23 protein-coding genes are annotated in these 20,948 nt (G+C 39.2%); 15 read left to right on the top strand and 8 right to left on the bottom strand.

What is annotated here, in order from left to right:
* Window positions 1-25: 25 nt before the first annotated feature.
* Window positions 26-1,894: a CBS domain-containing protein gene (locus ACOMC3_RS05270; protein WP_420318484.1), complete on the top strand. Its 1,869-nt coding sequence runs from the start codon at window positions 26-28 to the stop codon at window positions 1,892-1,894.
* On the top strand, window positions 1,881-3,104 hold the full coding sequence (locus tag ACOMC3_RS05265) for a succinylglutamate desuccinylase/aspartoacylase family protein (protein ID WP_420318483.1): 1,224 nt from the start codon (window positions 1,881-1,883) through the stop codon (window positions 3,102-3,104). The genes ACOMC3_RS05270 and ACOMC3_RS05265 overlap by 14 nt, the downstream gene beginning before the upstream one ends.
* On the opposite strand, the gene ACOMC3_RS05260 is transcribed toward ACOMC3_RS05265, so the two are convergent.
* The 3 genes from ACOMC3_RS05260 to ACOMC3_RS05250 all read right to left on the bottom strand — a co-directional run bounded on the left by ACOMC3_RS05260 (window position 3,097) and on the right by ACOMC3_RS05250 (window position 4,172).
* Window positions 3,097-3,567 carry a hypothetical protein gene (locus ACOMC3_RS05260; RefSeq protein ID WP_420318482.1) on the bottom strand — a complete coding sequence of 157 codons (471 nt, stop codon included), beginning with the start codon at window positions 3,565-3,567 and terminating at the stop codon, window positions 3,097-3,099. The genes ACOMC3_RS05265 and ACOMC3_RS05260 overlap by 8 nt on opposite strands.
* A gap of 34 nt (window positions 3,568-3,601) precedes the next feature.
* Window positions 3,602-3,940 carry an alkyl hydroperoxide reductase gene (locus ACOMC3_RS05255; RefSeq protein WP_420318481.1) on the bottom strand — a complete coding sequence of 113 codons (339 nt, stop codon included), beginning with the start codon at window positions 3,938-3,940 and terminating at the stop codon, window positions 3,602-3,604.
* Between the two features lie 109 nt (window positions 3,941-4,049).
* The gene (locus ACOMC3_RS05250) at window positions 4,050-4,172 is read right to left on the bottom strand and encodes a hypothetical protein (protein WP_420318480.1); all 123 of its coding nucleotides are present in this window, start codon (window positions 4,170-4,172) and stop codon (window positions 4,050-4,052) included.
* 122 nt (window positions 4,173-4,294) lie between these two features.
* Here ACOMC3_RS05250 and ACOMC3_RS05245 point away from each other — a divergent pair, with 122 nt between their 5' ends.
* Window positions 4,295-5,122 carry an alpha/beta fold hydrolase gene (locus ACOMC3_RS05245; RefSeq protein ID WP_420318479.1) on the top strand — a complete coding sequence of 276 codons (828 nt, stop codon included), beginning with the start codon at window positions 4,295-4,297 and terminating at the stop codon, window positions 5,120-5,122.
* Here the strand turns inward: ACOMC3_RS05245 and ACOMC3_RS05240 are convergent.
* Both ACOMC3_RS05240 and ACOMC3_RS05235 read right to left on the bottom strand, forming a co-directional pair.
* The gene (locus tag ACOMC3_RS05240) at window positions 5,046-5,459 is read right to left on the bottom strand and encodes a hypothetical protein (RefSeq protein WP_420318478.1); all 414 of its coding nucleotides are present in this window, start codon (window positions 5,457-5,459) and stop codon (window positions 5,046-5,048) included. The two genes, ACOMC3_RS05245 and ACOMC3_RS05240, sit on opposite strands and share 77 nt — an antisense overlap.
* 239 nt (window positions 5,460-5,698) lie before the next feature.
* Window positions 5,699-6,040 (bottom strand): HIRAN domain-containing protein, encoded by a 342-nt coding sequence (locus tag ACOMC3_RS05235; RefSeq protein ID WP_420318477.1) that lies wholly within the window; start codon window positions 6,038-6,040, stop codon window positions 5,699-5,701.
* 18 nt (window positions 6,041-6,058) lie between these two features.
* Here ACOMC3_RS05235 and ACOMC3_RS05230 point away from each other — a divergent pair, with 18 nt between their 5' ends.
* From ACOMC3_RS05230 to ACOMC3_RS05220, 3 genes are all read left to right on the top strand, one after another.
* Window positions 6,059-7,567: a M20/M25/M40 family metallo-hydrolase gene (locus tag ACOMC3_RS05230; RefSeq protein WP_420318476.1), complete on the top strand. Its 1,509-nt coding sequence runs from the start codon at window positions 6,059-6,061 to the stop codon at window positions 7,565-7,567.
* A gap of 272 nt (window positions 7,568-7,839) precedes the next feature.
* The gene (locus tag ACOMC3_RS05225; protein ID WP_420318475.1) at window positions 7,840-8,388 is read left to right on the top strand and encodes a hypothetical protein; all 549 of its coding nucleotides are present in this window, start codon (window positions 7,840-7,842) and stop codon (window positions 8,386-8,388) included.
* A 188-nt stretch (window positions 8,389-8,576) separates the two neighbouring features.
* Window positions 8,577-9,002, top strand: coding sequence for a hypothetical protein (locus tag ACOMC3_RS05220; RefSeq protein ID WP_420318474.1), 426 nt, complete (start codon window positions 8,577-8,579; stop codon window positions 9,000-9,002).
* Between the two features lie 239 nt (window positions 9,003-9,241).
* Here ACOMC3_RS05220 and hisB read toward each other — a convergent pair whose 3' ends face one another.
* The gene (hisB, locus tag ACOMC3_RS05215) at window positions 9,242-9,769 is read right to left on the bottom strand and encodes a histidinol-phosphatase (protein ID WP_420318473.1); all 528 of its coding nucleotides are present in this window, start codon (window positions 9,767-9,769) and stop codon (window positions 9,242-9,244) included.
* Between the two features lie 132 nt (window positions 9,770-9,901).
* Here hisB and ACOMC3_RS05210 point away from each other — a divergent pair, with 132 nt between their 5' ends.
* The 9 genes from ACOMC3_RS05210 to ACOMC3_RS05170 all read left to right on the top strand — a co-directional run bounded on the left by ACOMC3_RS05210 (window position 9,902) and on the right by ACOMC3_RS05170 (window position 17,928).
* Window positions 9,902-11,200, top strand: a complete 1,299-nt coding sequence (locus ACOMC3_RS05210; RefSeq protein WP_420318472.1) for a serine hydrolase domain-containing protein — start codon at window positions 9,902-9,904, stop codon at window positions 11,198-11,200.
* Window positions 11,197-11,613: a helix-turn-helix domain-containing protein gene (locus ACOMC3_RS05205; protein ID WP_420318471.1), complete on the top strand. Its 417-nt coding sequence runs from the start codon at window positions 11,197-11,199 to the stop codon at window positions 11,611-11,613. The genes ACOMC3_RS05210 and ACOMC3_RS05205 overlap by 4 nt, the downstream gene beginning before the upstream one ends.
* Window positions 11,614-11,629: 16 nt before the next feature.
* On the top strand, window positions 11,630-12,025 hold the full coding sequence (locus ACOMC3_RS05200; protein ID WP_420318470.1) for a VOC family protein: 396 nt from the start codon (window positions 11,630-11,632) through the stop codon (window positions 12,023-12,025).
* 44 nt (window positions 12,026-12,069) lie between these two features.
* Window positions 12,070-12,933 (top strand): hypothetical protein, encoded by an 864-nt coding sequence (locus ACOMC3_RS05195; RefSeq protein WP_420318469.1) that lies wholly within the window; start codon window positions 12,070-12,072, stop codon window positions 12,931-12,933.
* Between the two features lie 164 nt (window positions 12,934-13,097).
* Window positions 13,098-14,111, top strand: a complete 1,014-nt coding sequence (locus ACOMC3_RS05190; protein ID WP_420318468.1) for a histidine kinase dimerization/phospho-acceptor domain-containing protein — start codon at window positions 13,098-13,100, stop codon at window positions 14,109-14,111.
* 27 nt (window positions 14,112-14,138) lie between these two features.
* Window positions 14,139-14,711 (top strand): hypothetical protein, encoded by a 573-nt coding sequence (locus ACOMC3_RS05185; RefSeq protein WP_420318467.1) that lies wholly within the window; start codon window positions 14,139-14,141, stop codon window positions 14,709-14,711.
* A 22-nt stretch (window positions 14,712-14,733) separates the two neighbouring features.
* Window positions 14,734-15,231 (top strand): O-acetyl-ADP-ribose deacetylase, encoded by a 498-nt coding sequence (locus ACOMC3_RS05180; RefSeq protein WP_420318466.1) that lies wholly within the window; start codon window positions 14,734-14,736, stop codon window positions 15,229-15,231.
* Between the two features lie 118 nt (window positions 15,232-15,349).
* Window positions 15,350-16,303: a c-type cytochrome gene (locus tag ACOMC3_RS05175; RefSeq protein WP_420318465.1), complete on the top strand. Its 954-nt coding sequence runs from the start codon at window positions 15,350-15,352 to the stop codon at window positions 16,301-16,303.
* Between the two features lie 131 nt (window positions 16,304-16,434).
* Window positions 16,435-17,928: a GAF domain-containing protein gene (locus ACOMC3_RS05170; protein ID WP_420318464.1), complete on the top strand. Its 1,494-nt coding sequence runs from the start codon at window positions 16,435-16,437 to the stop codon at window positions 17,926-17,928.
* A gap of 49 nt (window positions 17,929-17,977) precedes the next feature.
* Here the strand turns inward: ACOMC3_RS05170 and ACOMC3_RS05165 are convergent, their stop codons facing one another.
* Both ACOMC3_RS05165 and ACOMC3_RS05160 read right to left on the bottom strand, forming a co-directional pair.
* The gene (locus tag ACOMC3_RS05165; protein WP_420318463.1) at window positions 17,978-18,628 is read right to left on the bottom strand and encodes a hypothetical protein; all 651 of its coding nucleotides are present in this window, start codon (window positions 18,626-18,628) and stop codon (window positions 17,978-17,980) included.
* 143 nt (window positions 18,629-18,771) lie between these two features.
* Complete coding sequence (locus tag ACOMC3_RS05160) at window positions 18,772-20,916, bottom strand: carboxypeptidase-like regulatory domain-containing protein (protein ID WP_420318462.1); 2,145 nt, start codon at window positions 20,914-20,916, stop codon at window positions 18,772-18,774.
* Window positions 20,917-20,948: the final 32 nt, after the last annotated feature.

Below are 20,948 nucleotides of genomic sequence, written 5' to 3'. Positions count from 1 at the left end.
ATTTTAAGCATCAAATCAAATCGACATGGGAAATCAAGTTGTGAGCTCTGCTAATGATCAATCCACTCGGACATCCTTTATCCAGCACTTGCTGAATGATGTAAAATGTCTTGAGATGATGTTGGATAAAAAAGTAATTGAATCAGGAATAAGTCGCATTGGTGCCGAACAAGAACTTTGTCTTATCTCAAAAAATTATCGCCCTCAGAACAACGCGGATTTAATATTAAAAGATATCAACGATCCTCATTTTACAAATGAACTGGCACTCTACAATTTGGAGATCAATCTCGAACCGCTCGAACTTAAAGGAGATTGCTTTGATCAAATGGAAAATCATCTTCGGGCCTTTCTTAAAAAGGCCTCCACAGCTGCTGCTAAGAGAGAAGCATATGTTCTCCTTTCCGGCATCCTTCCTACGATTAGCAAAACTGAGTTATCCTTTGAGTTTATGACACCTAAGCCACGCTACACTGCCTTAAATGAAATGATGCTTGGTGCTCGTGGCACTGACTTTAATCTTCACATTAAAGGAGTAGATGAGCTCTCCCTTACTCATGATTCGGTCTTGATGGAAGCATGCAATACAAGCTTTCAAATGCATCTGCAAGTAGATCCAGATGACTTCATTTCCAGTTACAATTGGGCGCAAGCGATTTCAGGACCTGTTCTTGGGATATGCACCAACTCTCCCCTCCTATTGGGACGGGAACTCTGGAATGAGACACGCATCGCGCTCTTTCAGCAAAGCATTGACACAAGGCAGTTAACCTATGCATTGAAAGATCAAATATCGCGAGTCAGTTTCGGTGAGTTCTGGGAGTCAGGAAGCATCACAGATATCTACAAAAATGAAATTGCACAACATAAAATCCTCCTGAGTCGTGAAATCAAATCCGATTCTTTAAAAGAGCTCCAAGAGGGAATAATTCCCAAACTTAAAGCCCTCAATGTTTACAATGGCACCATCTATAGATGGAATCGTCCATGCTATGGTGCAACATCAGATAGTGCTCATTTACGCATTGAAAACAGATACATTCCTGCTGGCCCAACGATAATTGACCAAATGGCCAACTTCGCATTTTGGGTAGGCCTGATGAAAGGACGCACAATTGCTCATAAGGAGATACACAATCACATGGATTTTGAAGATGTAAAATCCAATTTCATCAAAGCTGCCAGAAATGGGAAAGGATCAATCATGAATTGGAGAGGAAGACAAGTTTCTGTCCGGGACCTTGTCACACGAGAGTTATTACCGATGGCTTATGATGGACTTTCATACATGAACGTAGATCGTTCATCTGCTGAACGCTTGTTGAGCATTATCGATGCAAGAACCATAGGCCAAACAGGAGCACAGTGGTCGATTAGGAATTACCGAAAACTAAAAAGAACCACTCGAAAAGACGATGCGCTTCTGGCACTCACTAAGTACATGTACAAATATCAAAACGAAGAGAAGCCTATTCATGAGTGGCCTGAGATTCCAGATCGTCCACGTACTCATGAAAACGCGACTCAGGTTGGTCATATCATGTCTACTCGTGTTTTTACAGTCCAGCAAGATGACTTAGCTGAGTTGGCAACTCAGATTATCCAGTGGAAAAACATCCATCATGTCCCTGTAGAGTGCCAAAATGGTGAAATATGTGGCTTGCTTACCTGGACCCATATGCAAAGATTTTTCAAGAATCAATCAAAAGATAGTGTTGAAACGGTAAAAGACATCATGATAACGGACATCATCACCGCCAGCCCTGAGATGCCAATAAGTGAAGCTATTCCACTAATGAAAAAACATGAGATTGGATGCTTGCCAATACTGCATGATAAGCATCTGGTTGGAATAGTCACGATAAAAGATATTAAGCAATATGACCAGGATTAAGGTTTACAGTAAAGCATTGGATACAAGCATACATATTGAACGAGTCATTGGACATATCAAAAGTGGCAACCCGGGACCTACCTTGATATTCATGGGTGGTATCCATGGAAATGAGCCCGCTGGAGTCTTTGCAATGGATAGAATTAGCCAGACTTTTAATGATACCAATCTCGTGAAAGGTCAAATTATTTTTATTGCAGGAAATCTCCAGGCATTAGAAAAAGGAACCAGATACGAATCTGAAGATTTAAATAGAGTTTGGACGAGAGCCAGAATGGGGCTTCTTCCGGAAGAGCTTCAAGAGGCATCTAATCCTGAGGTGGAAGAACAAATAATGATCTACAAACTAATTAGGGACATACTAAAGGATAATCCAGGGCCCTTTTACTTTTTTGATATACATACCACTTCCAGTGAAACCCTGCCTTTTCTTACGGTTAATGATAGCCTACTTAATAGAGCATTTACCAGCCAATATCCAATCCCTATCATTCTTGGTATTGAAGAATACCTTGATGGGCCGATCTTGAGCTACATCAATGAGCTTGGATACGTTGCATTTGGGTTTGAAGCTGGTCAACATGATGACCTATCGTCCATAGAAAATGCCGAAGCTTTCTGCTATTTATCCATGATCTTCACTGGTATTCTAGATAAAAGTTCGATAGACTTTCAACACTATTATAATTTGTTGGCCAAAACAGCTGGAGATGTAAAACACATTTATGAAATATTTTTTAGGCATCTGATCAAAGAACATGAAGCCTTTGAAATGCAACCTGGCTTTTTCAATTTTCAAAAAGTGCACAAAAATCAACTGGTAGCAATCAGTGATGGCAAAGAAATCAGGGCTAAAGAGAACGGCAGGATTTTCATGCCCTTATATCAGCCTCAGGGTTCAGATGGCTTCTTTACAATTAGAAGAATTAGGCGTGTGTTTTTAAACCTCTCTACCAAAATGAGAAAATATCGTTTAGACAGGATTTTAGCTTGGCTTCCTGGAGTTAATTGGCTGGATAGTAGACAAACGGCACTTGTTATCAATAGATATATCGCTATTATTCTTGCCAAAGAATTGCTGCATTTATTGGGATACAGGAGCATTGAGCAAAATGGCAAATATTTAGTGGCCTTCAATAGAGAATCAGAAGCCAGAAATAACGACTATCAAGAAGAGAGGTGGTTTACCAAACTCTATGATCCTATTTAATATTAGACGGAGCATTTGAATCAACCTTCTTGCTCTTGGTAATAGCTTCTCCGATTCCCTGAAAATCCTGATCATCAACCGTTAATTTGCGACCCCTCATTACAGTCCATGCCCAATAAATTAATAATGGATGAATCACAACTAGTCTCCCCCATCCAACCCATTCTGGGACGCATAAACTATCCGCTATACAACTACCCTGCTGAATGAAAAAAACATGAGATGGTATGAATGCAACAAGCATAAGAATAATTCCATAGGCAGATGCTTTACGGAGTAAAGGGATCAATAGACCAACTCCCAAAAGAATCTCAAATACTCCTGCTATGAAATTTATCCTGACAGGAAAAACGAAATAATCAGGAATCAGTGGGTAATAAAATTCAGGATTGATGAAGTGATTGAGCCCTGCCAGGGTATAAAACACCGACTGGACATAAATATTTATTTTTTTTAGATCCATTTGATCTGCTTAGCCTTATGAGCTTCTTTTAAAATTATGAAAAATGGTATCCACCAAATAAAATCATTGGTGATAAGTGTATAGAAAAATCCAAAAGGGACTTTACCTGTAGAAAAGTTATTACGAAACCTAATGGACCAAATGTTTTACCCAGAAAACCAACTGCTACGATCGGCCAATGAACCAATGGGTCCTGTGAAGCCCACCAATATCCCACTCCATACACTCCGATTACCATCCCCATTCCCTGCCAGATCATGGTATGTGTCGGAGGCTCCATGCCTACCAACTCGAAGAAATGATTAGGAAAGAGTACTACCCAAGCTCCCCAAAGCAAATTATAGATTGCGGCTATTTTAAGTATCCTTGACATCCAACCAGCTTTCATACTATTAAAACAGTGATGTCATGATATTGTTAATGAATACTTTCTAAGCTATTTTCTTTAAGAGCTTATTTATTTTCCTAACCAAATATTCATTTCACTTCAAATCAAACCTGGCTTCTACTTCTACCTCAATCATGGCTCCTGGTGAAAAAAGTCGTTCGATCTGAACCCACGACGCTGCAGGTGTATTGCCATTGTAATAAAGTGAGTGTTGCATGTGTTTTGTTGATTTACATTCTAAGATGTTTACTCAATGTCTTGCATAAAGTTGCGATCAATCTTTAATGTAATGGTAAAAGCATTTAAAACAGTTACTTCTCCAGCCGGTTAACATGACTCTTGAATCTCCTTAACTACGATATACATCTGCGCAATGAATCCAGCGAATGGGTTGTATTCATTCATGGTGCCGGAGGCAGTATCACCACCTGGAAACATCAAATGGATGATTTCAAGAATAGGTTTAATGTATTGGCTATTGACTTAAGGGATCATGGAGGATCTAAGAATATCCAGCCCGGCTATGAAAGTTACAATTTCAATATTGTAGTGAAAGACATCAAAAATGTACTCGATCATATCGGAATTGTTCGAGCTCATTTTGTCACGCTTTCATTTGGTAGTGTGCTCATGCAGGCGATTTACGAACGACACTCTTCTGTTGTTCAGTCCATGGTATTGATTGGAGGTATCTTCAATGCCAATTGGATGATTAAAGGGTTTGTGCACCTCGCTCGACTTCTCAACGTATTCCTTCCCTATTCTTCCATGTATCGAATCTTCTCCTACCTTCTGATGCCTAAAAAGAATCATCAGTTAGCTAGAAGAGTATATCAGTGGCAGGCGCGCAAATTGACTCAGCATGAGTATTTGAAATGGCTGGGGCTATATCGTGAGTTCTTTATCTTATTAAGATCTTTTCATCAACAGGAGATCAATGTTCCAACGCTAATCTTAATGGGTGATGAAGATTACCTTTTTCTTCCAAGTGCATTGAGTTTTGCAAAAGGCAAGTCGAAAGTAGAAATTAAAAAAGTTGAAGAGGCTGGCCACATTTGCAACATTGAAAAGCCAAAAGAAGTAAACCGGATTATCCTTGATTTTTTAAGTAGTCAAAAAGACTCAACAGAAAAACAATCGTCCAAAGAGCTGAGCGAAACCAATTGATCTTAACCAAACCCTTAGCAGACTCAACGATATCCTGACCAGCGCTTATCTGATTATGTAAAGGCACAGCAAAGGAAAATGTATTGATCCATGAAAGCCCAATTAATATTCCAGCGATAAGCTTAATCGCATCAAAATCTGTGTAGAGAAAATATCCATGGACGACCACTTGGCCTAGCATGAGAGGCATTACAATAATAGAAATAGCTTTAGTGTATTTCTGATGCCAGGTGAAAAGTTCGTCTTTACCAAAATAAGTAAAGCTTGGATACACAACTAACTGTGTCATCCAAATTAGAATCACCAATCCAAAATCAATGAGGAGTTTTGCAAGCATGGAAAAAGAACCATTAATCTACTGAAGTGTTTGATCTATTACCAATTGGCAACTATCAATAATCCTATGAATTAATCCAATTTCAAATTATTAGTTGCACTTTAGCTTCTTAAATAATAATGACATGGGTAAAGGCCAAGACGCTAAAAAAGCGGTAAAAAAAGAACCGCTAAAAACAGCCAAGGAGAAAAAAGCTGAAAAAAAAGAGAAAAAGAAAAAGTATTAATTTGGAGGTAGGGCTAACTAACTAGCTCTATCCTCAACCCTACTCCCAACATCTTTTCGCCATTCACCCATTTAGCGGTGACATGGATTTCTGTTTGATTGTCAAGCACAGGTTTGATGGTTTCGGCCATCTCTTTATTCAGATAGCCAATTTGATGGCCAAACTTTGACAGCACTTTCACGGCATTTGGATCATACAGATTGTCTGGCTCGGCCTCCACTTTTAGTTTATCATCTTCTTCGACCTCTCGTCTGATGATCTCCTGCCGGGATGATCCATCTGCATTATCTTTAGAGACACCAACAACTTTGGTTTCATAAACAAATACGGAAGGAATCTTAATGATTTTAGCCACAACTCAAATTTAAAACTCATGCGTATCTTTTCAGCACTATTCACCTTGCTCGTTTTCACTTTATCAGCTCAAGACATCAACAAACTTGCTGATCAGCACATTCAAGAAAATGGCGTTCAGATCCTTCAGGACTTTAAAACGCTTCTTTCTATGCCAAATGTGGCTTTCGATTTACCTAATATCAACAAAAACGCGGCATACATCATAAAGGAGCTCAATAAGAGAAACGTTGAAACGAAACTGCTTCGTATGGTAGGTACCCCTCCTATCGTTTATGGATACTATCCCGTAAAAGGCGCCAAACGAACACTTGCTTTCTACGTCCACTACGATGGACAGCCGGTAGATAAGTCCAAATGGACCAATGACCCATGGGAACCTGTGTACTATTCTGAAGCCATGTTTAACGATGGGAAACCAATGGACTTCCCATCAAAATATGATGATATTAATGAAAACCATCGAATCTATGCACGATCAGCAGGAGACGATAAAGCACCCATCATTACCATACTGACAGCATTGGATATGATTCAGCAAAACAAATTGAAGGTCACTTCCAACCTGGTGTTCTTTTTCGAAGGTCAAGAAGAGGCCGGATCAGATCAATTGCATCAGTATTTAAATGACAACCGAGAATTAGTGGATGAAATAGACTTGTGGTTGTTTTGTGATGGACCCGTTCATCAGTCACGAAAGCCGCAATTGGTTTTTGGTGTACGTGGAGTGACAGGAATGGAGATTACCACCTATGGGCCCAATCGACCGCTTCATAGTGGACACTATGGTAACTGGGCGCCTGTACCAGGTCAGCTACTTTCGAGCCTGTTAGCAAGCATGAAGGATGATGATGGAAATGTGATAATCGAAGGATTTTATGATGACATAGAGCCTTTAAGTGAGATAGAAAAGGAAGCTCTTGCGAACATTCCTCCAATCGATGAGGAGCTAAAAAAAGAACTTGGAATAAACGATCCGGAAGGCACAGAATCATACAATGAACGATTGCTAAGACCCTCTTTAACCATCAAAGGACTCAGCAGTGGCAATACCGGAAAACTTGCCCGTAATGTGGTGCCTGCTACGGCTACTGCTTCTATTGGTATGCGCCTGGTTAAAGGGTGTGACCCTGAAAAACAACAGGATATGGTAGAGGCTCACATTCAAAAGCAAGGATTTCACATCGTACGAGAAGATCCGGATCAGGAAACACGGATGAAACATTCAAAAATTGCAAAGGTGACACGTTCCAGTGGGTACCCTGCTGCCAGAACTTCCATGGATCTTCCCATCATTCAGGAGGTCATCACTCGCTCCAAGGATGTTGCAGGAGACGATTTGATACTTATGCCTACTTTGGGAGGTTCACTTCCACTCTACCTGTTTACGGATGTCTTAAATAAGCCAGCGATCATTCTCCCAATTGCCAATCATGATAACAATCAACATGCTGCAGATGAAAATCTTCGTATTGGAAACCTGTGGTATGGAATTAAGCTGATGGGTGCATTGATGACGATGGAGTAGTAGGTTAAAACCCACCCCTAACCCCTCCAAGGAGGGGAATTGATCTAGTTGGGTAGAAAATGCTGAAGACTATTTGTATAGTAGCGCAAGGAATTATGCAGGATTGAATAATCTATTGGAGATAGAAATGATATAAAAGCGTAGGTACAACCTACGCTTAGAGAGTTGCTTTCATAGCAACATCACAATTAGCATGTCAGACAGCTACCCATTGATTTTGTCTGAAAAAATAGCTATCTTCTTGTATTAAACTCACTGAATACCAACCTATTATGAAAAATTTAACGATTTTATCAATCCTTGTAACATTCTTTGTTATGATTCAAGGATGCCAAAGCACATCAGAAAAACTAGATGATGAATCCGTAGATAGGCCAGTTGTTTACAACCCAAATTCTGCTGCATATATAGCAGCAGTTCAGTCACTGGTAGATGCAATGCTCGCTGGTGATAGTACGGCCCTCACGGAGTTAACCACTGAAGACTTCATTAGTATCTATGTAACTAATCCAATGGATACGGTGAATAAAGAAAACTTCATCAAAGATTGGGTCTCATTTCAGACACTGAGAAGTGACCAACAAAATGAAAGGCTTGCTGTTTCCTGTTTGAAAGTAAATGAAGGAAATTACATTGGGGACTGGGTGCAATACTGGGGTAACTACAGTGCCAACCTGGTAGATATGGATACTTCTTTATTTATTCCATATTTTATAAATCTTAAATTATCCGATGGTAAGATTAGCAAAATGTATTCTTACTATGATAGAGTACCAATCTGGCAGGCGGTAGGATATCAAATTACTCCTCCAGGTCAATAAGGCAATATTGCTCTTCACGTAAAAATCAAATCCATCCTTTTTAATAGGGATGGATTTGATTTTTTTGACTTTATTAAGCTCGCTAAAAGTACTCAGCATTATTAGCGATAAAAAAGGTCTAAACAAGGCAAGCTACTATTTGTTGAGGGTAGAGACCTGTATAGTATATTTGACCAAAAATTCAACCCATGTACAATTTCCTTCTTCAAGCTCACTCCGGATTAAGATACCTCGTATTACTTGCAGCTGTTGTTGTAGTGATCAAATCACTCATTGGCTGGTTTGGTGGTGGTGAATACAGCAAGTTCGATAAAATACTAGCTCCAGCATATGTTGGGCTGATGCATTTGCAATTATTGATTGGACTAGTGCTCTACTTTATTTACAGTCCGTTCGTAACGTATAATATGGGTAACCCTGTAGAGCGTTACTGGTCCGTAGAGCATATTGCTTTGATGATTTTTGCAGTGGCAGCAGCTCAGATTGGAAGATCCATCAGCAAGAAATCGAACGATGCTCAGGTGAAGTTCCGTTTCCAAACGATCTTCTTTGGGCTTTCAATTCTGCTTGTTTTGGTAGGCTTGGCTACCATGCCTGGAAGAGGAATATTGTAAGCGCTAATCATCAATTAAATTTCATTTCGACTCAGGAGAAATCTTCTCAATAATAAGTTAAGATTTCTCGCAAAGCTCGAAATCCCTCTGAAGGAGGGTGTCTCGAAAGTGCTTCGTCATTGCGAACGAAGTGAAGCAATCTCATTTAAAGTTCCGTAAATGATGACAAGATCGCTTCGTATCCTAGCGATGACGACTTTTTGTGCTTTTGAGACACCTTCAAATTCCTTGAATAAAAATTACTTCTTCTCAACTAAATACTTATAAATCTCTTTCCAACCATTCGGTTTCAACTCCGCCTCAGTGTCATTATCTGAATAAGCAGACGTCAAGTAGATCGCCTTGCAACCCAGATTATGAGCTAACTGTACATCCGTAGCACGATCACCGATGACATAGGAGTTTTCCATATCATAATCTCCGTTCATGTATTCAGTAAGCATACCTGTACCCGGCTTACGGTTTGGGTGATTGTCTTTTTCAAAGTGCTCATCAATGTGCACCGCATCAAAGTGGATACCCTCCGTTTCTAGTAACCGCACGATGAAGTTGTGCACCGGCCAGAACTCATGATCAGGGAATGCATCAGTACCCAGTCCATCCTGGTTGGTGACCATCACAAACTTGTAGTTTGTTTCGTTTTTGATCTTCTTCAGGTAGTAAAGAGCTTCTGGAAGGAAATCCAGTTTTTCAATGGTTTCAATTTTCTCATCATCCGTCTCCTGAATGATAGTGCCATCACGGTCGATAAATAAGATAGGTCGCATGTGTGCGAAGATAAGATGCACGTTGGTTATTTAAACAAAACAGTTTTTTGGATATATGATCTTCAACACTTGGGTTCTTTGATTTTGGAAAACCTAAGGACTACCTTAGATAAAGAGATAAATCATCGACTTATGAAAAGTGACATTTTGCAAACTGTTTTTTTAACATTTATTGCTATCCTTATTTTTTCCTGCTCCAAAAAAAATACTTTATCTGTTTTGGAAATCCCTGATCCTGATGAACTCGATGACGTTTTGAATTATTTTGTTGATGAAGACTTCTATCCATTTATTTATGCAAGGATCGAAGATGCTGATGGGAATTTAATTTATGAACACAGTGCAGTGAATGATCGGCTTTTACCGAACACAACAATTGACGGAGATACCTGGATTCGGATTTGGTCTATGAGTAAAATAGTAACCATATCAGTGGCTCTGGATTTAGTAGAGGATGGTGTTATAAAATTGGATGATCCCGTTTCAAAATACATTCCCGAATTCCAAAACCTAAATGTTGCTGTTTCAAATGAAGGTAATAGTTTGGCAGAGTATGATTGGGGGAATAGAGATCAGGCATGTCCCATTCAGCTTGTACCAAATGATTCTATTATGACGGTACTTCACTTAATTAATCATGAAGCAGGATTTTACTATGCCACCACTGGTTATCCATGTTTAGATTCTTTAATAGCTGCTCAAAACTTACCGACAGCAAAGAACTCAGACGAACTAATCGATAGAATGTCCAAACTACCTCTGATTCAACATTCGGGTACCGATTATTTTTATGGGACTAATACCACTGTTTTAGGCCTTGTTGCTGAAAGGGCGACTGGAAAGGACTTGAGTCAATTGGTTGAAGATCGAGTGACCAATCCACTGAAAATTGCTGGGTTACAATACCGAATTCCTACCAATGCCAAACTCCTCCCTAAGTTTACTGGAAGGGATTCAATATTAAGAGAAGCAAACAACGGAGAATTGGACATATTCGGGCCTGATGTTCCCGATTATGAATTGGATCATCCTCTCTATTTAGGCGGAGAAGGAATGGTAGCAACAGCCGATGGATATGCAGATTTCGTAAGAATGCTTTTAAAAAGAGGTGAATTGAATGGATATCGATTTCTGGAAAAAGAGACTGTAGAAGACATTTATGCTCCTCACACCCAACTTGACAACCCTTATGGGTACAATGGATATAATCTTTGGATCAGTGGAGATACCATGAGGGTGATGAATCAAGGTGAGGCTGGTCTGTGGATCGGAGGGGGATATGAGTGCACATATTTTTGGGCCGATCCTAAACGTAATTTTGTTGGAATTGTAATGTCTCAGAATAATGAAGTACGACCACCAGGATACGAACTGAATGATAAGTTCAGAGGCACGCTATACAAGCAGCTTTGGGAGAGTGAGAAGAAATGACCTTTTATAAACAAAAGCTTAAAGGTCTTAAGAAGACCGTCTACAAGAACCAGGATCAGATCGATGCGATCATAGCTGTTAGAAACTACATAGATGCTAACTATGGAACGGCTCTGAACATGGATCTGCTATCAAAAATTCAGCTTATTTCTAAGTTTCATCTCATACGCTTATTCAAAAAGTATTATGGCCTCACTCCTAGGCAATATTTGATTGATAAACGCATTGAGAAAGCGAAAAAACACCTGATAATGGGGATGACGGTAACGAAAACGTGTTATGCCGTTGGATTTACAAGCTTAGGGTCATTCAGCGTACTCTTCAAAACTAAAACCGGTAAGACTCCCGCACAATTTCGAAAAGAGCAACTTTCGAGAAGTAAATTAAGCGTTGATCCATCATCTTTGGGATAGATAAAATTATACCAAGATGAAGGTTACACTTATAAGCATCCCGGTTAGGGACCAGGAACAAGCATTCAGATTCTATACGGAAAAGCTGGGATTTATTAAAAAGCTTGACACCCCTTTAGAAGGAGGCAATCGATGGTTGACTTTGGTTTCACCGGAATGGCAAGACGGGCCGGAGCTATTATTAGAACCCGCACCTAACCATTTTGAGCCATCGAAAGTCTATCAGGATGCGTTGATGGAAGCGGGAATTCCATACACCCAATTCGATGTAGACGATGTGCAAAAAGAATACGACCGATTAATTGGTCTGGGAGTCGAATTTAGCATGAAGCCCACTGAAATGGGAACAGTGAAAGTTGCAGTTTTCAATGATACCTGCGGGAATAACATCCAGCTTGTAGAGACTTTATAGATACTTTTTTCAAGTAAGTTATTAACCTAATAATTAACACCTAATTGAGATACCTCATACCCATTTTATTCTATCTTCTACTAACAGGATGTAATTCGCAATCATCAAGTATATCTGACCAACCACCAGGTGATATACCCATCGTTTTTGAACCTGACCTGGTTCCGGAAGGAAAAATTATCCATAGAGGAGTTTTTTCAAATGACCTTAAGGCCTACTACTTTACGATCTCTGATCCAGCATTCACCAACTTTGACATTCTGGTTAGTGAAAGAAATAAAAATATCTGGAACATCTCAAAAGAGGCATTTTTTAATAGCAAATACGATGATCATGGAATGAGTTTTTCACCCGATGGAAATACACTGGTTTTTTGTTCTACCAGACCTGTAGATGATCTACCTCAGACATGGCACATTTGGAAAAGTGAAAAGATAAATAGCGGTTGGAGCACTCCATTATACATTGAAATTCCAAACCTTAAAAACAAACTCCTTTCCCACCCTACTTTAATGCCAGATGGCACGCTGTATTTTCACGCAAGTGAATTAGACTATTCAAATATGAAGCTCTATTACTCAAGTTTAATTAATGGAAAATACCAGAATGCTGAGGAAATAACTTTCGAAACGCTGAGTGATAAAGCTCTATGTACTCCTTACCTATCTGCGTCCGGTACCTACTTAATTTTTGCAACCATTGGACAGTCACTAGAGCTACATGCGTCACAAAATTTAGGAGGGAACTCCTGGTCGGACCCCCTCAAACTGCCAGACGAAATCAATTCGAAGGGTCAAGGGAACCCCTACCTGACCCCAGATTCTAAGTACCTTTTCTACGCAAGTGAAAAGAAAGGGAAATGGAAAATCAACTGGGTGAATATGGAATCATTTTTTAAAGTCAAGTGAGTTCTTTGACTTGAAGTCAAACCGTTAGTAACATTTTCCTCTAATAATTTAATGCATTGATCGATAGGGGCATCACATCATTTATATATTCCATATAATAGTATGAAATTGTCATACAATTCATCAATTACCCCTAAAGAAAATAAATGTTCAATTCAATCAGCATGACATGGAACAAAGTTTCCAACATCGGAACGAATGGTGAATTGAACGCTGGCAGAAACCGAAGCATCATTCTCACAAATCAAATTGTGTTAGTGATTTTTGTTGTACTTCTAGCTCTTTTCGTAGCTAATGTCAACATCAATGGTTGGAATACTTTCAATCAAATGTTGCTCTTTGGAAATATTTTTGCTTTCGTATTTATTTTAACGCTTAATCATTTCGGGTTATCTACCGTTAGTCGAGTATTCCTAAGTTGGATGTGCTCAGTTTATCCATTTATCGCCTCTTTAAATGATAAATTAGAAGGAGTAATCGAAGTAGAGGAGTCCATGTATTACATGCCAAGGCTCTTTATTATTACTACGGCTATTATTCCCATTCTGATTTTCAGCTTCAAAGAAAAGCTTTTTGTAGGGATCTCTTTGCTTGGCAGTATGGTTCCACTTGTCTTTTTTGATGTGATTCATAATTCCTTTGGGGTTGGTTATTATGAACTAGGATTTGAAGGAACAGCATACCCAAGATTACATGCTCTTACTCTTGCCTCTTATTCCATCATCTTGGCAGCCTCATTCTTTTTTAAAAGTATCAATGAGAAATTTGCGTCCAAAAATCTGAAATTAATTGAATCGCTGGAGCTCAAAAACCAAGAGCTTCTCAATAAAAATGGTCAGATCGAAAATCAGTCTAAGGAGCTAGAACTAGCAAATTATGAGATACGTATCATCAACTCCAATCTTGAAAAAGTTGTAAATAAGCGAACCAAAAAAATCTTAGATCAAGCCACACAGTTTCAAATATTTTCATTCAAAAACTCCCATGAATTAAGGGCTCCATTAACCAATGTAATGGGTGTATTGGAGCTTTTAAAGGAGGCCAAATCACAGCAGGAAATGAGGCAACTTTTAGATCTTCTGAATCAATCATGCAAAGACCTTGATCGTGTGGTTCATGATATCAACGGGATTCTTAATGAGTCTGTGGTCAACTTTGAGAAAGAACTTAAGAAGTAAGAATCAGTTCATCCTATTCACCTACCGATGCGAAAAATCTCGTTGCTTGAGGCACCAAAGGTCATTGAAATTCTTACCCAATCCTTTCAAACCAATCCCAGTGCACTTTGGGTGATCAAACAAGATGAGAAGGTGCTTTCCAGGCTGAAAGCTCTGATAGAATATGCAGTGAAAACAGGATTGGAAAATGATGGTGTCTTTCTTTCAAATGATGAAAGTGCAGCAGCGATCTGTTTTGAAGAACCTTCAAAAACCACCCTCTCCTCCTATCGCCATCAGCTGGATCTTATTCGAAAAGCGATAGGGGTTACCAGAGTTACACATGTACTCAAACGTGAAGGATATTTGAAAAAACAGCGTCCTAATGAACCTCATCTCAACTTCTGGTTTTTGGGTGTTGATCCCTCGGTAAAAGGAGGTCAGGGAGTCTATGATCTTAGAGATGGACTCTTCCAATTATCTAAACAAAAAAATCTTCCTATTCTGATTGAAACATCCGTAGAGAGGAACAAAAATGTCTATGAGCGTTTTGGTTTTCAGGTGTATCATAGGTGGCAACCGCACGAAGACTATTCGTTATGGTTTATGAGAAGAGATTAGAAAGTTTTCATTATTTTGAAACATGAACATCCTGCTTATAAGAGAGGATATCACCAAGCTCAATGTTGATGCAATTGTCAATGCAGCCAACAAATCACTCCTAGGAGGTGGTGGTGTGGATGGAGCCATTCATCGCGCCGGAGGTCCTGAAATTTTAGCTGAATGTAAGAAAATTGGAGGCTGTGAAACAGGGCAGGCAGTAATTACAACAGCAGGTAATCTACCTTCCAAATATGTTATTCATACAGTAGGCCCAATATGGAATGGAGGCACTGCTAATGAGGAAGCGTTGCTCAAGTCATGTTACATTCAGTCACTCAAATTAGCTGAGGAAAACCTTCTTTCATCCATCGCTATTCCAAATATCAGCACCGGCATCTATCGGTTCCCAAAAGAGCTGGCAGCAAAAATTGCAATTAAGTCAGCCCAATCATTCAAAAGTCAATCTATTACAGAATTGAGATTTGTATGCTTTGAAGAAGAAAATTTCAACCTGTACGCTGAGTTGCTCAACCAGTAATTGACATCATATTCCAGTCATTTTTGGACAAACTGTGGAGAATGTATTATCTCTATTTTTCATAAAATGACTAAATTAAAGGGTTAATCACCCACAATTACCAACCAAACCTACCACTATGAAAAGAGCCATAAAAATCTTTGGGTTAGGACTAGCAGTCCTAATTTCCATTGGCATTTTAGCACTGATAATAATCAACACCCAAGACCTCCCTTCCTATGAAGTAGAACCAATATCATTCGAAAGAAGTGATAGTGAACAGGCCATAGAACGAGGAAAAAAACTCACACAAATGCTTTGTGCCAATTGTCACATGAATCAATCGACACGAAAGCTAACTGGCCAACGGATGAAGGACGCGCCTGCTGAGTTTGGCGAGATTTATTCACCTAACATCACCCAGGACAAAACATATGGAATTGGAAACTGGACCGACGGTGAGATTGTGTATTTGCTCCGAACAGGCATTAAGCGAGACGGGCAATATGCTCCTCCATATATGGCTAAATTGCCGCTAATGGCAGATGAGGATATCGATGCGATCATCTCATTTCTAAGATCAGATAATCCAATGGTTACAGCTGATCCCACTCCTGATACTCCGACTAAACCCTCGTTATTGACTAAAGTTCTGTCAAGGTTGGCTTTCAAACCATTTCCTATGCCAGATCAAAAGATTCCAATGCCTGACACTGCAAATGTGCTGGAGTTGGGTGAATACCTGGCACATAATCTGGAATGCTTTTCTTGTCATTCAGCAGACTTCAAAACCAATAACTACCTGGATCCTCCTCAAAGTGTTGGATACTTTGCCGGTGGAAATCAACCTTTGAACAGAGATGGAAAAGTCATGCCAACCGCTAACCTTACACCGCATGAAACTGGAATTGGAAATGTGACTAAAGGAGATTTTATCAAAGCGGTAAGGTTTGGAATAAAAGATGGGGATGCGCTTGCATATCCCATGATGCCATATACTCAGCTTACCGATTATGAAGTGGGAACCATTTATGATTACCTGCAAACCATTCCGGCCATTGAAAATGAAGTACAAAGAGCTATTTATGATTAGCACCCAACTTTAATGCTATCCTTTGAGTTAATACTTTCATAATGAAAAATGCGATTAATATAAGGACACGTTTTCTAAATTAAATCCATATTAAGCGTTACCTTTAATATATCAGCTATTGAAAAAACTCAATGAAAATAGGATTTGATCTTACCGATTATAAGATACAATCTGAAAGTATTTATCGCTTTACCTTGATGGTATTCGGTATTTTGCTAACAGCAATCCTGCTAACGGAAATCATTCTCGATCTCAAGGCCACTTCGATTGAAGTTTTGCTTCCTTTTATGGGTGGATTGTTTGTCACTATTGCTTTCTCCATTAAAAATCCCACTTCCAAAGAATCAAGAATAGTCTTCATTTCGCTACTATATCTGATGATTGAAATACACTTTCTCTATCAGCCAACCATATTTCATACCATCATCTTTTGGTTTCCTTTTGTACCTCTTCTGGCATTAATTATTTCAGGAACTCGATCATCCGTTATTTGGCTTGGGATTCTTCTTGTGACTTTGTTTCTGAATGGATTTTACCTTTTTGAAACAATTGGGGATAGTTACGCAATTGAAGTGTTTAGTCTTCCTGTCCTTGTGTCCGGAATCATATTTACTTTGGCTATATCCACCAATTCTTTCATCTTATATCACCTACTTGGAAAGGCTTATACCAGTGCAGATCTCAAAAAGAATGAACTGGAAAAAATCAAGGCAAGAATTGAACATAAAAGAAGCATTTTAGAACATTACTTAAGAGAATTCATACGATTCTCACGAGATGATTCAAACTTCAACCAGGGGCAGCCTCATCTGTTCAAAGAGATATGTTATACCATTTCTACTATTCTAAAGGTATCCAGGGTCAGTATTTGGATCTTCAACGAAGAACAAACGGCTATTACACGGCAATACCTTTGTGAAGATGGTGAAGAAAAGGACGACATTATCAAGCTAGATGGTTCATTATATCCAAACTATTTCAAAGCACTAAAATCGGAACCCTACATTATTGCTCAGAAAGCGAGAACCCATGAGTTTACCAAAGAATTTACTGAAAGCTACTTAGAACCACTCGATATCTACTCGATGCTTGATTGTCCAATTATGGTAGACAGAACACCTATCGGAGTAATCTGTTGTGAACATCAAAATAAGATTAAAAATTGGAATGTAGAGGATGCCTTATTTCTCCAATCAGTTTCTGATTTCATTTCAATGAGTTTTAAAAACCAACGCATTGAGCGACTCATGGATGAATTGAAACAGACCAATAGCGAATTAAAAGCGAAGAATAGAGAAATTGAAGTAATGAATGCAGCTCTGGATAGTACAGTCCAAAAGCGAACGAAAGCACTTAAATCTCAGACTGCACAAATAACCGAATATTCATTCATTAATTCCCATTTAGTCAGAGCGCCATTGACTAGAATTATGGGGTTATCCAAACATCTGGCTGAAGATGCGCCTGACATTAAAAAGCACTATTTATTCAATGCCCTGATTGAATCCTCTGAAGAATTGGATACCATTCTTAAGAAAATCAATCATTTACTCTATAGTGGAAATGGATTAACAAGGAAGGACCTGATTTCCATTGAAAATGATATGAAAACGAAAAAGAGTTAAGACAAAAAAAGCGGCTTTCGCCGCTTTTATACTTTTTATTTTAGCCGGTTTATTCTCCCTTCTCACAAATCGCTTTAATAGATTCATCAGTACCGTCCTTTCCCCAGCTTGGAGCAAATGGATTCACTTCATTCTCACCATTGGCAAATAAATCCTTCGCCTTAAATAGACTGGCACAGGCATCTTCATTTCCACCTCCCATAAATTGAGCAGTTCCATGTTGCATTCGTCCCATCAAAAAATGAGCGCGTGGATTGTCTGGATTCAATTTGATTGCTTTTTGGAAGGAGGTGAATGCTAGTCCACTATAGGTCATTCCTCTAGTTGCAGGATCTACCGTTAGCTTGATCATGTGAATGTAGCCTCGCATCGCTTCTAATTCAGAATCATTTGGTTTGATCGCATCTCCTTTTTCAACTTCCGTCATAGCTAGATCCAGGTATTTGTCTTTGTCTTCTGCCTTTTCATACATACCACTCATTCGTATGTATCCAAAGGCTGCATAATAGTATGGCTCCCATCGGTCCCCCTCTGCATCACCAATTCGATCCAATTTGTTGATTGCATTTTGCAATTCCTCAGGGTTTTGCGCCGAAAACATTGCAGGGATACTCTCGCCCATTGCTTTTTCAAACTGACCATTTGCCATTGCTGCAGCGGCACATAGTAGGCCAAATATTAGTAACATGTTCTTTCTCATAATTGATAATTGTTTAATTGTTAAAATTCATTGAAGGTTTCCGCTAAAACTTGTCATATCGCATGCATATGAGATATTTTTTGAATTCGATCATTTGTTTCTTCAAAAGTTTTATTGATTCGCTTTCCTTCCATTTTAGTCGTTTAAAGATTTGGTAATTGATTAATTCCTTTGTTTTTAGAAAGTGTAATAAACACTCCAAGGAAAATGAATCTTCGCGCTGGCGGGGTGATTGCCCGGCTCGCATAAACTCCATCGTTATCCGGAGAATCTGCAAATTCATAACCATAGATATTTTTAATTCCGAGTACATTATTGACCATAGCATGTACAATCACCTGATTGCTGTACAGATAGCTGACATTGAAGCTTAGATCATGATAAGAGGGTGTTTTAGCAGATAAAAACTGCTCACTATTGCTATCGTTATACATTCGTGGACTTGCAAAAGAATAAGTCAATCCTATTTGGCTTTTGATGTCCTCAATAAATTTCTTGACTACTATTGATAGATTGTGTGAAGATGCAAATGCAGGTGTATAAGAGCCAGGGAAATCTCTGTAGTTACGTTCTGTTTGCAAGTATGAATAACTCACCCAATAATCTGTATTTTTAAATGTCTTAGAATCTCTCCAGAAAAAATCAAGTCCCCTTGCCGAACCATCTCCATTAAATGCATAGGAGGTAGGATCAAATATGGAGCTGTATTTAGCTAGTTGCTCATACTTTTTCTCATAGGCTTCTACCCGGAAGCTCTGCCCCTCTTTCAACCATTGATAATTAGCTATATAATGAGTCGCCTTTTCAGACTGAGCAGCATTGTCAGAAAGAATGATTTGATTTTGTGAGGTTTGATAAAACTCACCATAAGCAATGGAAACCTGGCTGTTGACTCCCGTTTTATACGCTCCTGAAAGACGAGGAGATACCAGGGTCTCGTTGCTTAAATTATTATGCTCCACTCTGGTTCCTATTTTAAACGCGAGTGCAGAGGATGCAAATAGTTCTGATTCAAGAAATCCTGCTTTCAGTACTTCGTCAAAACTTTGTCTAAAAGTTCCATTTTCATCTGATAGTTTCTGATCCAATTTTCTGGTAATTACTTCCGCACCAAATAGCACCGCGACCTTGTCCGTATGCTGATAATCAGCCACCAGCTTTGTGTGTGTGCCCTTCAGGTCCTGGTCCTGAGTTTTTACGTCAATCGATGCTAAATCTTTACTCTGGGTGAAGGACAGTCCTCCACGAATTCCCCATTTTTCATTAAGCACTTCTTTATAAGAAGCATTTACATGAGCATAGTCATTCGAAACTTTAACCGGAAGCAGAATTTCAGGATTTGCTATATCTGACTCATACAAATCCATTTCCGAAGTACTCAGGTTACTATAAAATTTTAGCATACCTGTCTTACTTGTTTTTAATCTATAAGCGAAATTTCCATCCACACCTCGTGGAGCTTTATTCCAATCAAGGTTTTGAGGCGCAATCTGAAAATATGGCGTTAGGTTGGTATACTGAATCTTACCTGCAACTGAGCTATTCTCCGAGGAACGAGTTGTTGAAATATCTGCTCCTACTGACATGAGTGAAATGTCTGTTCTATTGTTATCCGCTAGGTCCTTTGATTGAAGAATGAGAGCAGAGGATAAAGCCTGTCCATATTCAGCAGAGTAGCCCCCCGTTGAAAAACTCATCCCTTTAAACATAAATGGAGAAAACCGGCTCCTACTAGGAGTATTGGGAGCTGCCGGACCATATTCATTATGGACAAGCATTCCATCTATAAATGTTTTCGTCTCCCTTCCGTCTCCTCCACGCACAAAGAGTCTTCCAGTCTCACCAACCGTTTGCGTTCCTGGAAGGGTATTCAATGCACCCGGAATATCGGCAGTTGCGCCGGCGGTAGTAACAATGTCGAGTGGTTTCAATACCTCACGTTTCCCCTCTTCAGAAGCGTGAAATGCTCCAGCTGTAATTACTACAGCATTCAATTGACTGATCTTTTCTTGCAATACAATTTGAAAGGTGCCTTGCTGAGTGACTGGAATGTTTGCTTCTTTAAATCCGATAAAAGAGGCCACCAAAATCAAGCTATCGCTCTCATAAGTTTTAAAAGAGAATCTACCATCTATTCCTGTGGTGGCTCCATCATACGTTCCTTTCAAATAAACATTTACTCCCAATAAAGGCTCACCAGACTTATCAGTAACTTCCCCTGATAAAGTTCGTTGTGCGTGAGAAGAAAATAAAGCGGTAGTAAGTAAAAGGTAAAAGAAAGATTTCATTCGGTTTTGACTTTTGGATTCGATTCAAAAGT

The organism is Ekhidna sp. (genome assembly GCF_965212185.1).
Lineage (GTDB): Bacteria > Bacteroidota > Bacteroidia > Cytophagales > Cyclobacteriaceae > Ekhidna.
The sequence above is the reverse complement of the archived record's forward strand: the minus strand, read 5'-3'. Positions and strand labels throughout refer to the sequence as shown.